The organism is Enterobacter sp. 18A13 (assembly GCF_007035975.1).
Classification (GTDB): domain Bacteria; phylum Pseudomonadota; class Gammaproteobacteria; order Enterobacterales; family Enterobacteriaceae; genus Enterobacter; species Enterobacter vonholyi.
Genome location: NZ_AP019634.1, coordinates 2,971,027 through 2,986,697 on the forward strand (window position 1 = coordinate 2,971,027; position 15,671 = coordinate 2,986,697).

Sequence of the window (15,671 nt, forward strand, 5' to 3'; positions counted from 1 at the left end):
CATGAGCTTTAACACAATCATCGACTGGAATACCTGTAGCGACGCACAGCAGAGCGAGCTGCTGATGCGCCCGGCGATTTCCGCCTCTGAAAGCATCTCGCGCACCGTGGCGGAGATCCTGGATAACGTCAAAGCCCGCGGCGATGACGCGCTGCGTGAATACAGTGCAAAGTTTGATAAGACGGAAGTCGGCGCATTACAGGTTACCGAGCAGGAAATGACTGATGCCAGCAATCGTCTGGGAGATGACATCAAGCAGGCGATGGCCGTTGCGGTGAAAAACATTGATACTTTCCACACCGCGCAAAAGCTGCAGACCGTAGATGTGGAAACCCTGCCCGGCGTGCGTTGCCAGCAGGTAACCCGCCCGGTTGCCTCCGTCGGCCTCTATATTCCCGGAGGCTCTGCCCCGCTTTTCTCCACCGTACTGATGCTGGCGACTCCCGCGCGCATTGCCGGGTGTCAGAAAGTGGTACTGTGCTCACCGCCACCGATTGCCGACGAGATCCTGTACGCGGCGAAGCTGTGCGGCGTGCAGGCGGTCTATAAAGTGGGCGGCGCGCAGGCGATTTCAGCCCTGGCGTTCGGCACGGAATCCATTCCCAAGGTCGACAAAATCTTTGGCCCGGGCAATGCGTATGTGACCGAAGCCAAGCGCCAGGTCAGCCAGCGTCTGGACGGCGCGGCCATCGATATGCCTGCCGGCCCGTCTGAAGTGCTGGTGATTGCCGACAGCGGCGCCACGCCAGATTTCGTCGCGTCCGACCTGCTTTCCCAGGCGGAACATGGCCCGGACTCGCAGGTTATCCTGCTGACGCCGGATGCCGATATGGCGAAACGCGTGGGCGAAGCCGTGGAGCGTCAGCTTGCCGACCTGCCCCGCGCCGACACGGCACGCCAGGCGTTAGCGGCCAGCCGCCTGATTGTGGCGCGCGATCTTGAGCAGTGCATTGCTATTTCTAACCAGTACGGCCCGGAGCATCTGATTATTCAGACCCGCAACGCGCGCGATCTGGTCGACAGCATTACCAGCGCGGGCTCGGTGTTCCTCGGCGACTGGTCACCGGAGTCAGCGGGCGATTACGCCTCCGGCACCAACCACGTGCTGCCAACGTACGGCTACACCTCAACCTGTTCCAGCCTCGGCCTGGCGGATTTCCAGAAGCGAATGACCGTGCAGGAACTCTCCCGCGAAGGGTTTGCCTCACTGGCCTCGACCATTGAAACCCTGGCTGCCGCCGAGCGCCTGACCGCCCACAAAAATGCCGTTACGCTGCGCGTTGCAGCCCTGAAGGAGCAAGCATGAACATTGAAGAATTAGCCCGCGAAAATGTCCGTCGCCTGACGCCTTATCAGTCCGCGCGTCGTCTGGGCGGCAAAGGGGATGTCTGGCTGAATGCTAACGAATTCCCGACTGCGGTGCAGTTTGAGCTGTCGCAGCAAACGCTGAACCGCTATCCGGAGTGTCAACCGAAGGCGGTTATTGAAAACTACGCGCAGTACGCGGGCGTGAAGCCAGAGCAGGTGCTGGTCAGCCGCGGCGCGGATGAGGGCATTGAACTGCTGATCCGCGCGTTCTGCGAGCCGGGCAAAGACGCGGTAATGTACTGTCAACCTACCTACGGCATGTACAGCGTCAGCGCGGAAACCTTCGGCGTGGCGTGCCGCAACGTGCAGGCGCTGGAGAACTGGCAGCTGGATCTGCAGGGGATTGCCGACAATCTCGACGGCGTAAAAGTCGTGTTTGTCTGCAGCCCAAACAACCCGACCGGGCAGATTATTAACCCGCAGGATATCCGCACCCTGCTGGAGATGACGCGCGGTAAAGCGCTGGTGGTGGCCGACGAAGCCTACATCGAGTTCTGCCCGCAGGCGACGCTGACGGGCTGGCTGGAAGAGTATCCGCACCTGGTGGTGCTGCGTACGCTGTCAAAGGCTTTCGCCCTCGCAGGCCTGCGCTGCGGATTCACCCTGGCGAATAAAGAGGTCATCGACCTGCTGCTGAAGGTGATCGCCCCGTACCCGCTCTCAACGCCGGTTGCCGATATTGCGGCACAGGCGCTGACGCCTCAGGGGATCAACGCGATGCGCGAGCGCGTGGCGCAAATCCTGGAGGAACGTCAGTATCTGGTGACTGCCCTGAAGGATATCCCGTGCGTGGAGCAGGTGTTCGACTCGGAAACCAACTACATCCTGGTACGCTTCACCGCATCGAGTGCCGTATTTAAATCTTTATGGGATCAGGGCATTATCTTACGAGACCAGAATAAACAACCTTCTCTGAGCGGGTGCCTGCGCATTACCGTCGGCACCCGCGCAGAGAGCCAGCGCGTGATTGACGCCCTGAAAGCGGAGAAAGTATGACCCAGAAGATCCTTTTTATCGATCGTGACGGCACCCTTATTTCGGAGCCACCAGCCGATTTTCAGGTCGATCGATTCGACAAGCTGGCCTTTGAACCGGACGTGATCCCGGTGCTGCTCAAGCTGCAAAAAGCCGGATACAGGCTGGTGATGATCACCAATCAGGATGGTCTGGGTACCGACAGCTTCCCGCAGGCAGACTTTGACGGCCCGCATAATTTAATGATGCAGGTGCTGGCCTCTCAGGGCGTGGTATTTGATGAGGTGCTGATTTGCCCGCACATGCCGGCCGACGAGTGCGACTGCCGTAAGCCAAAGGTGAAGCTGGTTGAGCGCTACCTGGCTGAAGATGCGCTGGATAAAACCAACAGCTATGTTATCGGCGATCGCATCACCGATATTACGCTGGCGGAAAACATGGGCATCGCGGGACTGCGATACGACCGCAACAACCTGAACTGGACGATGATTGGCGAGCAGCTGACAAAACGTGACCGCTACTCGCACGTTGAACGTAACACCAAAGAGACGCAAATTGATGTGAAGGTCTGGCTGGATCGCGAAGGCGGCAGCAAGATCCACACCGGCGTGGGTTTTTTCGACCACATGCTGGACCAGATTGCCACCCACGGCGGTTTCCGCATGGAAATTACGGTAAAAGGCGATCTTTATATTGACGATCACCACACAGTGGAAGATACCGGCCTGGCGCTGGGTGAAGCCCTCAAGCTGGCGCTCGGTGATAAACGCGGCATCAACCGTTTTGGCTTTGTCCTGCCGATGGACGAGTGTCTGGCGCGCTGTGCCATGGACATCTCCGGGCGCCCGCACCTGGAATATAAAGCAGACTTCAATTACCAGCGCGTGGGCGATCTGAGCACCGAAATGGTGGAGCACTTCTTCCGTTCATTGTCCTACACCATGGGCCTGACGCTGCACCTGAAGACCAAAGGCAAGAACGACCACCACCGCGTGGAGAGTCTCTTCAAAGCCTTTGGTCGTACCCTGCGCCAGGCAATTCGCGTGGAAGGTGACGCCCTGCCTTCATCGAAAGGAGTGCTGTAATGAATGTGGTGATTCTGGATACCGGATGCGCCAACCTGAACTCCGTAAAATCGGCCATTGCGCGCCACGGCTACGAGCCGGTGGTTAGCCGTGACCCGGACGTGGTGCTGCGAGCCGACAAACTCTTTTTACCGGGCGTAGGTACCGCGCAGGCTGCAATGGATCAGATTCGCGAACGCGATCTGATCGATCTGATCAAGGCCTGTACCCAGCCGGTGCTGGGCATATGCCTGGGCATGCAGATCCTGGGCCGCCGCAGCGAAGAGAATAACGGCGTTGACCTGCTGGGCATTATTGACGAAGACGTGCCGAAAATGACTGACCACGGTCTGCCTCTGCCGCATATGGGCTGGAACCGCGTGTACCCCAAAGCCGGCGACAGGCTGTTTCGCGGCATCGAAGACGGCGCGTATTTTTACTTCGTGCACAGCTACGCCATGCCGGTGAACGTGAATACGATCGCCCAGTGCACTTACGGCGAGGCGTTTACGGCAGCCGTACAGAAAGACAATTTCTTCGGCGTGCAGTTTCACCCGGAGCGCTCTGGCGCCGCGGGCGCGCAGCTGCTGAAAAACTTCCTGGAGATGTGATGATTATTCCCGCGTTAGATTTAATTGACGGTACGGTTGTCCGTCTGCATCAGGGTGATTACGGGCAGCAGCGAGACTACGGAAACGATCCGCTGCCGCGTCTGCAGGATTATGCCGCCCAGGGTGCGCAGGTACTGCATCTTGTGGATTTGACTGGCGCGAAAGACCCGGCGAAACGCCAGATCCCGCTGCTTAAACAACTTGTTGCGGGTGTTGATGTGCCGGTACAGGTTGGCGGCGGCGTGCGTACGGAAGATGACGTCGCGGCGCTGCTGGACGCTGGCGTGGCCCGCGTGGTGGTAGGTTCAACCGCCGTGAAAGATCCTGAGACGGTGAAGGGCTGGTTCCGCCGCTTTGGCGCCGACGCCCTTGTACTGGCGCTGGACGTGCGTATTGACGAACAGGGCAACAAGCAGGTGGCCGTCAGCGGCTGGCAGGAAAACTCCGGCGTGACGCTGGAAGAGCTGGTTGATATCTATCTGCCCGTTGGCCTGAAGCACGTGTTATGCACTGACATCTCCCGCGACGGCACGCTGGCTGGCTCCAACGTCTCGCTTTATGAAGAGGTTTGTGCGCGTTATCCGCAGATAGCGTTCCAGTCTTCCGGCGGTATCGGTGATATAGGCGACGTAGCCGCGCTGCGCGGTACCGGTGTGCAGGGTGTGATTGTGGGCCGGGCTCTGCTGGAAGGTAAATTTACTGTGACGGAGGCTATTCAATGCTGGCAAAACGGATAATCCCTTGCCTGGACGTACGTGACGGCCAGGTCGTGAAAGGCGTGCAGTTCCGCAACCACGAGATCATTGGCGACATCGTTCCGCTGGCAAAACGCTATGCTGATGAAGGCGCAGACGAGCTGGTGTTCTACGATATTACCGCGTCCAGCGATGGCCGCGTGGTCGACAAAAGCTGGGTGGAACGCGTGGCGGAAGTGATCGACATTCCGTTCTGCGTGGCGGGCGGAATTAAGTCCGCTGACGACGCCGCCAAAATTCTCTCGTTTGGCGCCGACAAGATTTCCATCAACTCCCCTGCCCTGGCCGACCCGGAGCTGATCACCCGCCTTGCCGATCGTTTTGGCGTGCAGTGTATTGTGGTTGGGATCGACACCTGGTATGACGCCGCAACGGGCAAGTATCACGTCAACCAGTACACGGGGGATGAAAGCCGCACGCGCGTGACGCAGTGGGAAACGCTCGACTGGGTGCAGGAAGTGCAAAAGCGTGGCGCTGGCGAGATTGTCCTCAACATGATGAATCAGGATGGCGTGCGTAACGGGTATGACCTCGAACAGCTGAAAAAAGTTCGTGAGGTCTGCCACGTTCCGCTGATTGCCTCCGGCGGCGCGGGCACCATGGAACATTTCCTGGAAGCCTTCCGCGATGCGAACGTGGACGGCGCGCTGGCCGCTTCCGTGTTCCACAAGCAGATTATTAATATTGGTGAGTTAAAAACGTACCTGGCCGACCAGGGCGTGGAGATCAGGGTATGTTAACAGAGCAACAACAGGCGCAGCTGGACTGGGAAAAAACGGACGGATTACTGCCGGTGGTTGTCCAGCATGCCGTCTCAGGCGAAGTGCTGATGCTGGGGTATATGAACCAGGACGCGCTGGCGAAAACGCTCGCCAGCGGCAAAGTGACCTTCTACTCCCGCACGAAACAGCGCCTGTGGACCAAAGGCGAGACCTCGGGTCATTTCCTGAATGCAGTGAGCATTACGCCAGACTGCGATAACGACACCCTGCTGGTGCTGGCAAACCCAATCGGCCCAACCTGCCATAAGGGCACAAGCAGCTGCTTCGGCGAGGCGAGCCACCAGTGGTTGTTCCTGTATAAACTGGAAAAGCTGCTGGCAGAGCGTAAAACGGCTGACCCTGAAAGTTCGTATACCGCAAAGCTGTACGCCAGCGGAACCAAGCGTATTGCGCAGAAGGTAGGTGAAGAAGGCGTTGAAACCGCGCTGGCCGCGACGGTGCATGACCGCGAGGAGCTGACGAATGAAGCGTCGGACCTGATGTATCACCTGCTGGTGCTGCTGCAAGACCAGGAGCTGGATTTGACGGCGGTGATTGAAAATCTTCGCAAACGGCACAAATAAAAAAAACCGGGGAATATCCCCGGTTTTTTTACCTGCAAATCAGGCTTTTGGTTTGTAGTTGCGCAATGCGTTGCGGCCAAGCACCACGCCAGAACCAATCATTCCGCCCAGCAGCACGGCCAGAATTAGAACTATCGCTTTTTTCGGGCTGTCACGACGTACAGGGAGTTCCGGCTTCATGACATAACGGTAAACGTGGATTGTGTCCGGGTTTACGTTCAGATTCTGGATGTCCAGCAGATTTCGTTTGGTCTGATAATAGGCTCTTGGGAAAACCAACGGGAGAGAAGCTTCGTTGTCAATCATTGATTTCAGCCCCTCACTTCCCAGCAGGAACATCGTTTCCTGAGTTACTTCCTGGGTTTGCTGAAGCTGAGGCGAGGTAATTTTCGCCGCTTCTGCGTTCTTCAACGCCTCAGCAATCTGTTTGATACGCAGATCCTTCTGCTCCTGAGCGACCTTCTCCTGGTTTTTCAGAGAATCATTCAGGGTTTTTATCTGCGCTTTGATGTTGTCAGTAAGGTCAGCGGCGAGTTCTTTTGCCGTTTGCTCATCAACCTGCTGAATGTACTGCGCCAGCTGCTTTTGCGCGGCTTCTGCCGATGAACTGGTATACGATACAATTAACGGGAATGGCTGATCTTTAACCTTGGGCTCAATTGTCAGTTTTTCAGGTACAGCCTGGTTTTCGAGCGCCTGCGACAACGCCGAGAATGATGAGCTAAAACGGCCGATAGCACGCGTTTGGTTGTCATTCATTGTAGGTGCGGCGGTACCATAAAGGATATTCAACGCATTAGAATAGCTGGCAATCTGAGCTGCGTCAGGTTGTGCAATAATTGCGCTAGAGGTCCACTTTTCTTTTGCAACGGATAAATATCCAATTGCCAGGGCGATACAAACAACAACAAAGACTGCTATCACCCACTTCCCACGCCACAGCTGGAACACTAAATCAAGTAAATCAATTTGCTCAGGGTCATTGCTTCTGCTGACCTGGCTATTGTTGTTTTGCGTCATACAATCCCTAACTGATAAAAAAAGGGCAAACATAATTAAGTTTGTATAGTTTATCGATTACTGGCGATTTTTCTATAAGAATCCGATGAGTAATATCGGAAAGATGGGTTATGTAACTAACCCCCTTCGCGCTATCATAGACGCCATGTGATGCGTTACGGCATCTAAAGAATAGGGTTTATGAGGGAAGCTATGAAATTTTTGGTCACGGGTGCCGCAGGTTTTATCGGTGCGAATGTCAGTAAACGCCTCCTTGAGGCTGGTCATCAGGTTGTCGGTATCGATAACCTCAATGAATACTACGATGTCAACCTGAAGCTGGCACGCCTGGAACTGTTAAAATCTGAGCGTTTCACCTTTCACAAGCTGGAATTAGCCGACCGGGAAGGTATGGCCACGCTTTTCGCGGCTGAGAGGTTTGACCGTGTGATTCATCTTGCCGCGCAGGCGGGCGTACGCTACTCCCTGGAAAACCCACACGCCTATGCTGATGCCAACCTTATTGGGCATCTCAACGTGCTGGAAGGCTGTCGCCATAACAATGTTCAGCATCTTCTGTATGCCTCGTCGAGCTCCGTATACGGTCTCAACCGCAAGATGCCTTTCTCCACTGACGACTCCGTGGATCATCCGGTCTCGCTCTATGCTGCGACTAAAAAAGCCAACGAGTTGATGTCGCACACCTATTCGCATCTTTACAACTTGCCGACCACCGGGCTGCGCTTCTTTACCGTGTATGGTCCATGGGGCCGTCCGGATATGGCACTGTTTAAATTCACCAAAGCGATGATTGAAGGCAAAAGCATCGACGTTTACAACTACGGCAAGATGAAGCGCGACTTTACTTACATCGACGACATCGCCGAAGCCATTATTCGTCTGCAGGATGTCATTCCTCAGGCCGATGCAGACTGGACCGTTGAGACCGGTTCCCCGGCGACCAGCTCCGCGCCGTATCGCGTTTACAATATTGGTAACAGCTCGCCAGTCGAACTTATGGATTACATTACCGCGTTGGAAGAAGCACTGGGTACAAAAGCAGAGAAAAACATGCTGCCTCTCCAGCCAGGGGATGTTCTGGAGACCAGTGCGGATACCCAGGCTCTTTATGAGGTGATCGGATTTAAACCGCAAACCTCGGTTAAGGATGGAGTGAAAAACTTCGTTAACTGGTACCGCGAATTTTACAAAGTCTGAAAATAAAAAACCCGGCTTATCCGCCGGGTTTTTTATGGAGCAAGAGAATTAGTCGCTACCGAAGAGATCTCGGGAATAGACTTTGTCCGCTACGTCAGCCAGTTCTTCAGCCATGCGGTTTGAAATGATGACATCGGCTTCTTTCTTGAATGCATCCAGGTCGCGGATCACACGAGAATTGAAGAACTGATCGTCCGGCATGGCAGGCTCATAGATGATAACCTCAACCCCTTTGGCTTTAATGCGCTTCATGATCCCCTGAATAGAAGAAGCGCGGAAATTATCGGAACCGCTCTTCATGATCAGACGATATACGCCCACCACTTTGGGTTGACGCGCGAGGATGGAGTCAGAGATGAAATCTTTACGGGTACGGTTCGCATCAACAATCGCCGAAATGAGATTATTCGGCACCGCCTGATAGTTTGCCAGCAGTTGCTTCGTGTCTTTTGGCAGGCAATAGCCACCGTAGCCAAATGACGGGTTGTTATAGTGGTTGCCAATGCGTGGGTCGAGACATACCCCTTCAATAATCTGACGGGTATTCAGTCCGAGGCTCTCTGCGTAGCTGTCCAGTTCATTGAAATAAGCCACTCGCATTGCCAGATAGGTATTCGCGAAGAGCTTGATCGCCTCAGCTTCAGTGGAGTCGGTAAACAGCACCTGAATATCTTTCTTCAGCGCCCCTTCCTGTAGCAACGCAGCAAAACGTTCAGCGCGCTCAGAACGTTCGCCAATAACGATACGCGAAGGGTGCAGGTTATCGTAAAGCGCTCTCCCCTCACGCAGGAATTCCGGCGAGAAGAAGATATTATCAATACCGAATTTTTCTTTAATGGATTTGGTAAAACCGACAGGGATGGTCGATTTAATCACCATCACCGCATCAGGGTTGATCGCGATAACGTCTTTGATTACCGCTTCTACCGTTGAGGTGTTGAAATAGTTGGTTTTAGGATCGTAGTCAGTAGGCGTCGCAATGATGACGTAATCCGCATCGCGGTATGCATCTTCTTTATCTGTCGTGGCGCGGAAATTCAGCGATTTATTGCTGAGATAGTCCTGGATTTCTTTATCCACAATCGGCGATTTCTTCTGATTGAGCATATCCACTTTGGCCTGCACGATATCCAGCGCAACCACTTCATGATTCTGGGCAATCAGAATGCCGTTAGAAAGACCGACATACCCTGTTCCGGAGATTGTTATTTTCATTCGCTAATGACTTCTGTGAGTTAACTGTACTGATGGCCACCAGACCATCGCGATAAACATAACTGTTGGGCTTTGTACCTCCTGGCAAACTGAACTGTCAAGGCAAACCAGGAGTAATCACTACGAGCGGGGCGAGATTCAGACTACTTCGAATAACAGGCGACATTTTTTGCATAAAAAAACCCGGAGACAGGCTCCGGGTTTTGATGACAGCGAGTAAGTTAACTTATTCCATCCATTCGGTATGGAACACGCCTTCTTTATCGGTACGTTTGTAAGTATGCGCTCCGAAGTAGTCACGCTGTGCCTGAATCAGGTTAGCTGGCAGAACAGCCGCACGGTAGCTGTCGTAGTAGGCTACTGCAGCAGAGAAGGTCGGAACCGGGATACCGTTCTGGACAGCGTAGGCAACCACATCACGCAGCGCCTGCTGATATTCGTCAGCAATTTTCTTGAAGTACGGTGCCAGCAGCAGGTTGGCGATACCGGCGTTTTCAGCATAGGCATCGGTGATTTTCTGCAGGAACTGCGCACGAATGATGCAGCCCGCGCGGAAGATCTTCGCGATCTCACCGTAATTCAGATCCCAGTTGTTCTCGTCTGATGCCGCACGCAGCTGAGAGAAGCCCTGCGCGTAAGAGACTATTTTACCCAGGTACAGTGCACGACGCACTTTTTCAATGAATTCGGCTTTATCACCCGCTGGTTTAGCCTGAGGGCCAGACAGCACTTTAGATGCCGCAACGCGCTGGTCTTTCAGGGAAGAGATGTAACGCGCGAAGACGGATTCGGTGATCAGTGACAGCGGTTCGCCCAGATCAAGAGAGCTCTGGCTGGTCCATTTACCGGTGCCTTTGTTAGCTGCTTCGTCCAGAATCACATCAACCAGGTATTTACCTTCTTCATCTTTTTTAGTGAAGATATCTTTGGTGATATCGATCAGGTAGCTGTTCAGTTCGCCTTTGTTCCACTCGGTAAAGGTTTCAGCCAGCTCTTCGTTAGAAAGGTTCAAACCGCCTTTCAGCAGGGAATAAGCTTCAGCAATCAGCTGCATGTCGCCGTATTCGATGCCGTTATGCACCATTTTCACATAGTGACCGGCACCGTCAGGACCGATATAAGTAACACACGGCTCGCCATCTTCTGCAACAGCAGCGATTTTAGTCAGAATAGGCGCAACCAGTTCGTATGCTTCTTTCTGGCCGCCAGGCATGATGGATGGGCCTTTCAGAGCGCCCTCTTCACCACCGGAAACACCGGTACCGATGAAGTTAAAGCCTTCAGCAGAAAGTTCACGATTACGACGAATGGTGTCCTGGAAGAAGGTATTACCGCCATCAATGATGATGTCACCTTTTTCGAGGTAAGGCTTCAGGGAGTCGATAGCTGCATCGGTACCTGCGCCAGCTTTCACCATTAACAGGATACGACGAGGCGTTTCCAGAGACTCAACGAACTCTTTCACCGTATAGAAAGGAACCAGTTTCTTGCCAGGGTTCTCGGCAATGACTTCTTCGGTCTTATCACGGGAGCGGTTGAAAACGGAGACGGTATAACCACGGCTTTCGATGTTCAGCGCCAGGTTGCGCCCCATCACTGCCATACCGACAACGCCGATCTGTTGCTTGGACATTACATACTCCTGTCAGGTGTGGTCACCACGGCTTATGCGCGGCTTGAAATGTGGTTGAGATGTTAACTCAGTATTAGGTGACATGAATAGCTTTTGCTGATCTATGTCACACTGATTGCACAATCCAGGTACAGTCAAGCCGCCAGATATACGCTGGCGGCAGACCCTCACTTCCGGAGCAAAGCCAGAATTTCTTTCGTCTTCTCTTCCATCAGCGCGGTGTCAGCACGGGACTCCACGTTCAGGCGCACCACCGGCTCGGTATTGGACGAGCGCAGGTTAAAGCGCCACTGCGGGAACGCCATGCTGATGCCGTCCGTACGGTCAATTTCCAGCGCGTGGATCGCAAAGTGCTGCTCCACGCGGGCAATCGCCTCGGCCGGCTCCGCCAGCTTGCTGTTGATCTCCCCGCTCGCCGGGAACGCCGCCATACGGTCGCGTACCAGCTCGCCCAGCGTCTGTCCCTTCAGGCACAGCAGCTCGGTCACCAGCAGCCACGGGATCATCCCGCTGTCGCAGTAGGCAAAGTCACGGAAGTAGTGGTGGGCGCTCATCTCGCCGCCGTAGATGGCGTCTTCTTCGCGCATGCGCTCTTTGATGAAGGCGTGACCGGTTTTGGACATCACCGGCGTGCCGCCCGCCGCTGACACCACGTCGACGGTGTTCCAGGAAAGGCGCGGGTCATGAATGATTTTCGCGCCCGGGTTTTTCTCAAGGAACGCTTCCGCCAGCAGGCCGACAATATAGTAGCCCTCGATGAACTGCCCTTTCTCGTCGAACAGGAAGCAGCGGTCGAAGTCACCGTCAAAGGCGATGCCCATGTCCGCACCGTGCTCAATCACCGCGTTGCGGGTGTCGTCGCGGCACTCCGGCAGCAGCGGGTTAGGAATACCGTTCGGGAAGTTGCCGTCCGGGGTGTTGTGCACTTTCACGAAGGTCACCGGCACGTTCAGGGCCTTAAAGCGCGCTTCCAGGGCATCGACAACCGGGCCGGCCGCGCCGTTGCCGGAGTTAATCACCAGCTTCAGCGGCTTCAGGTTTGCCACGTTGATGTAGCCCAGCAGGTGGTCGATGTACTCTTTCTGCAGGTTGATTTTTTTGTAGCTGCCGCGCTTCGCCTCGTTCACCGGCGGGAAATCGTTGGCTTCCGCCAGGCGCTGCACGTCGCGCAGGCCGGTGTCGCCGCTGATAGGACGGGCACCCTTGCGCACCAGCTTCATCCCGTTGTAGTCCATCGGGTTGTGGCTGGCCGTCACTTCGATACCGCCGTCCACGCCCAGGTGGAACGTGGCAAAGTAAATCTCTTCGGTCCCGGAGAGGCCGATGTCCAGCACGTCCACGCCCGCGTCCTGCAGCCCTTTCGCCAGGGCCAGCTTCAGGGATTCGCTGGTCAGACGCACGTCACCGCCCAGCACGATGGTCTGCGGTTTTAAGTATTCGCCGTACGCGCGGCCAATGCGCCACGCGATATCTTCATTCAGCTCTTCGCCCAGCCTGCCGCGAATATCGTAGGCTTTAAAACAAGATAATGTATTCATAGTATATAAATTAAACTCGACCATATCGATCAGCTATCCGAACGATGTCATCGTCCCCAAGGTAAGGACCAGAGCGAACCTCAATAATTTCTAGTGGAATTTTGCCCGGATTTTCAAGGCAATGTTGCGCTCCTACCGGAATATACACCGATTCATTTTCACCTAATAAGAATTGTTTATCCTCTAGAGTAACTTTCGCAGTACCAGCAACGACAACCCAATGCTCCGATCGATGGAAATGTGTTTGAAGGGAGATACCTTCACCTGGATTTACTTCAATTCTTTTAACTTCATACCGCTTACCAGCATCAATAGAATCACATCTCCCCCATGGTCTATAAACTTCTCGATGGATTCTGTATTCACTACGACCGGCCGTTTTCAACTCTTCAACAATTTTTTTAACATCCTGGACGGCATTGTGTTTAGTTACTAAGATGGCATCGTTAGTTTGGACAACAATTAAATCTTCAACGCCAAGCATAGTGACAAGTCCAGATTGTGCATGGACATAATTGTTTGAACTATTGTGAGCTATGACATCACCAATTAAAACATTTCCTCGTTCATCTTTAACACTAATGTCCCATAATGAAGACCATGATCCCACATCACTCCAACCCGCACTCATCGGTACAACAACAGCATTAGCTGTATGTTCCATCACGGCGTAGTCAATAGAAAGATCAGGGCAACGAGAAAAGATATCGTAATCAATGCGGATAAAGCATAGATCCTTGTCAGGCGATTGTATCGCTTTACTACAAGAATCATAAATATCAGGGCAGAATTTATGTAGCTCAGAGAGATATTTCCGAGCACCAAACATAAACATTCCACTGTTCCAATAATATCCGCCGTCAGATAAGAAACCTTCTGCTACTGCCCGTTCTGGTTTTTCAACGAAGGCATTAACTTTGAAGGCACCAGAAACTCCACCACTGCTAATTTCATCACCAGCCTGAATATAACCAAAACCTGTTTCTGGCGAGGAAGGCTCAATACCGAAAGTAACTAAATTACCATCTATAGCATAGGATGTGGAAATCTTAATGGCGTTAATAAAGGCAGTGTTATCTTTAATAATATGATCTGCCGCTAAAATTAATAAAAGCGCATCTTCATTATCAGCAAGATCTTTTAAACACTGAATTGCTGCTAACGCAACTGCAGGAGCAGTATTGCGACCAATGGGTTCAAGAATGATTTCGTTGAGAGCATTTATTTGCCTAAGCTGTTCAGCAACAATAAATCGATGTTCTTCATTACAAATAACTACAGGACATTCAACTTCAAGCTTACTTAGTCGTGAAATTGTTTGCTGAAGCATAGTTTGCTCACCTTCAAGCGTTAAGAACTGCTTGGGATAAGTCAAACGCGAAAGTGGCCACAGGCGCGAACCGCTGCCGCCAGCCATAATTATAGGAATAATTTTCATTAATTATCTCTCAAGAAATCTTTAACCCAGTAATCAACAGAATACTTATTATACAACTCTGCCGTTAATGCTTTATAGTTTTTTTGCAGGAAGTTATGAATTTGATTTTTTGTAACCGAACCATCAATTACAAGTATATTGTCTTCGTTATAAAAATCATAATGACAGATATTCTTATTAGTTGTGATTAGTTTGCGCTTAGCGCCCAATGTTTCTATAGAGCGCATGGTAAGTCCTTGTTGTAACGGGTGAGATATGTCAAGAATACATCTGGAATTAATAACTACCGAAACAACGTCTTTTTTACTCAGAGAACTAAATGAAACATCTTTAAGCGAAACTCTTTTAATTTCACGAGTTATATATTTCTTAAATAAGAAAACGATGTAACTCGGGCAATAGAAAAACACATAACACCTAAAGCCACTACATATTTTTTTTACTTGTTCGTATCTCGATGAATGCACAGTCCCTATAAAAGATATATCGAACTGTGGACTTTCACTCAACTCATCAATCTTATAGACATTTGAATAGAAGAGCGGTTTAAGTTTAATGTTATATAATTCAGCATCATCTGAATCAAAAGTATAAAACGCATCGGAACAGGGTATTAAATCTAGTGCCTGTGGTTTATTTTTAAAAGAATCCCACATATAAACAACTATATTACTGCATTTTTCTCTAAATTTTTTTAGTATTTCAGGCGTAATACATTCAGGGCTAATGATGATCAGAGAGTCCACTGGCTCGGTCAATGTATTAAAAATTTTCAGATAATAACTTTCGATCTTTTTTTTCAAAATGTCGTTGTAACCAAGCCTTATAAGTGCACGAATAAATATATTCGTGGATGGACGTTCATCATGCAGCTCAACATCATAGCCTTGGTTTTCAATTGCTTTCTTTATCTCAATATCATATGAGAAAAATTTTGGGCAGAAAACTAAAGCTTTTTTAGACTCAAACACGAACCCACTCTCCTGATTCTTTATTATATATTTTGATTATTTTTGCAGGAACCCCAGCTATTACGCAATAATCAGGAAAAGTTCCTCGCACTACGGAATTCGCACCAACAATGCACTGTTCACCAAGAATTGTACCAGCCTGAATTGCAACACCCATACCTATGAAACAATTTTTGCCAATGATAGTTTCGCTATATTTGTGGCTCTGCCGTGGAATTGGCACGCCAATTTCTTCATAATTATGATCAATAGAAGTTATATATACATTAGCAGTAATTAATGTTCCCTGCTTGATAACTAATTTAGTCCCAGAAGTGATATGAACATTTTGAGCTAATGAAACATCATCTTCTATAATTATTTCACCATCGCCATGAGTTTCTAACCGACACCCAGGGAAAATACGAACATGTTTTCCAATGGAAACGCGGTTCAGGCCTTTAAAAAAAACTGGAAAGGCAATAAACGTAGGGAATCTAATTTTTTTTAAAAAGAGAGATAAAAATAATGCTGAGAATAACCATTTTATTTTGAAAAACAT

The 15,671-nt window shown here is 51.5% G+C and carries 15 protein-coding genes; 8 read left to right on the top strand and 7 right to left on the bottom strand.

Going from position 1 to position 15,671, the window contains the following annotated elements; all coding sequences use genetic code 11:
- The first annotated feature begins 1 nt into the window (after position 1).
- The 7 genes from hisD to hisIE are packed head-to-tail and all read left to right on the top strand — an operon-like array spanning position 2 to position 6,118.
- Entirely contained in the window at positions 2-1,306 is a 1,305-nt protein-coding gene (gene hisD / locus FOY93_RS14465) for a histidinol dehydrogenase (protein ID WP_143345289.1), read from the top strand.
- The gene (gene hisC, locus FOY93_RS14470) at positions 1,303-2,364 is read left to right on the top strand and encodes a histidinol-phosphate transaminase (protein WP_111966140.1); all 1,062 of its coding nucleotides are present in this window, start codon (positions 1,303-1,305) and stop codon (positions 2,362-2,364) included. The genes hisD and hisC overlap by 4 nt, the downstream gene beginning before the upstream one ends.
- The gene (gene hisB / locus FOY93_RS14475; protein WP_143345290.1) at positions 2,361-3,428 is read left to right on the top strand and encodes a bifunctional histidinol-phosphatase/imidazoleglycerol-phosphate dehydratase HisB; all 1,068 of its coding nucleotides are present in this window, start codon (positions 2,361-2,363) and stop codon (positions 3,426-3,428) included. Before hisC ends, hisB begins: the two co-directional genes overlap by 4 nt.
- The gene (gene hisH / locus FOY93_RS14480) at positions 3,428-4,018 is read left to right on the top strand and encodes an imidazole glycerol phosphate synthase subunit HisH (protein WP_143345291.1); all 591 of its coding nucleotides are present in this window, start codon (positions 3,428-3,430) and stop codon (positions 4,016-4,018) included. Before hisB ends, hisH begins: the two co-directional genes overlap by 1 nt.
- Positions 4,018-4,755: a 1-(5-phosphoribosyl)-5-[(5-phosphoribosylamino)methylideneamino]imidazole-4-carboxamide isomerase gene (gene hisA, locus FOY93_RS14485; protein ID WP_111966137.1), complete on the top strand. Its 738-nt coding sequence runs from the start codon at positions 4,018-4,020 to the stop codon at positions 4,753-4,755. The genes hisH and hisA overlap by 1 nt, the downstream gene beginning before the upstream one ends.
- Positions 4,737-5,513: an imidazole glycerol phosphate synthase subunit HisF gene (gene hisF, locus FOY93_RS14490; protein ID WP_111966136.1), complete on the top strand. Its 777-nt coding sequence runs from the start codon at positions 4,737-4,739 to the stop codon at positions 5,511-5,513. The genes hisA and hisF overlap by 19 nt, the downstream gene beginning before the upstream one ends.
- Positions 5,507-6,118, top strand: a complete 612-nt coding sequence (gene hisIE / locus FOY93_RS14495; RefSeq protein WP_133294760.1) for a bifunctional phosphoribosyl-AMP cyclohydrolase/phosphoribosyl-ATP diphosphatase HisIE — start codon at positions 5,507-5,509, stop codon at positions 6,116-6,118. The genes hisF and hisIE overlap by 7 nt, the downstream gene beginning before the upstream one ends.
- A 39-nt stretch (positions 6,119-6,157) precedes the next feature.
- Here the strand turns inward: hisIE and wzzB are convergent, their stop codons facing one another.
- Positions 6,158-7,138: an LPS O-antigen chain length determinant protein WzzB gene (wzzB, locus tag FOY93_RS14500; protein ID WP_143345292.1), complete on the bottom strand. Its 981-nt coding sequence runs from the start codon at positions 7,136-7,138 to the stop codon at positions 6,158-6,160.
- Between the two features lie 192 nt (positions 7,139-7,330).
- Between wzzB and FOY93_RS14505 the strand changes: the two genes are divergently transcribed.
- Entirely contained in the window at positions 7,331-8,335 is a 1,005-nt protein-coding gene (locus FOY93_RS14505; RefSeq protein ID WP_127731596.1) for an NAD-dependent epimerase, read from the top strand.
- A 48-nt stretch (positions 8,336-8,383) separates the two neighbouring features.
- Here the strand turns inward: FOY93_RS14505 and ugd are convergent, their stop codons facing one another.
- From ugd to FOY93_RS14535, 6 genes are all read right to left on the bottom strand, one after another.
- Entirely contained in the window at positions 8,384-9,550 is a 1,167-nt protein-coding gene (gene ugd / locus FOY93_RS14510; protein WP_143345293.1) for a UDP-glucose 6-dehydrogenase, read from the bottom strand.
- 226 nt (positions 9,551-9,776) lie between these two features.
- Positions 9,777-11,183 (bottom strand): NADP-dependent phosphogluconate dehydrogenase, encoded by a 1,407-nt coding sequence (gndA, locus tag FOY93_RS14515; protein WP_133294763.1) that lies wholly within the window; start codon positions 11,181-11,183, stop codon positions 9,777-9,779.
- A 167-nt stretch (positions 11,184-11,350) separates the two neighbouring features.
- Positions 11,351-12,721 (bottom strand): colanic acid biosynthesis phosphomannomutase CpsG, encoded by a 1,371-nt coding sequence (cpsG, locus tag FOY93_RS14520; protein ID WP_143345294.1) that lies wholly within the window; start codon positions 12,719-12,721, stop codon positions 11,351-11,353.
- Between the two features lie 10 nt (positions 12,722-12,731).
- A complete protein-coding gene (locus tag FOY93_RS14525) occupies positions 12,732-14,159 on the bottom strand; it encodes a mannose-1-phosphate guanylyltransferase/mannose-6-phosphate isomerase (RefSeq protein ID WP_143345295.1) in 1,428 nt (475 codons plus the stop codon).
- A complete protein-coding gene (locus tag FOY93_RS14530) occupies positions 14,159-15,130 on the bottom strand; it encodes a WaaS/CpsH family glycosyltransferase (protein ID WP_136196086.1) in 972 nt (323 codons plus the stop codon). The genes FOY93_RS14525 and FOY93_RS14530 overlap by 1 nt, the downstream gene beginning before the upstream one ends.
- Positions 15,123-15,671 (bottom strand): DapH/DapD/GlmU-related protein, encoded by a 549-nt coding sequence (locus FOY93_RS14535; RefSeq protein ID WP_115875781.1) that lies wholly within the window; start codon positions 15,669-15,671, stop codon positions 15,123-15,125. The genes FOY93_RS14530 and FOY93_RS14535 overlap by 8 nt, the downstream gene beginning before the upstream one ends.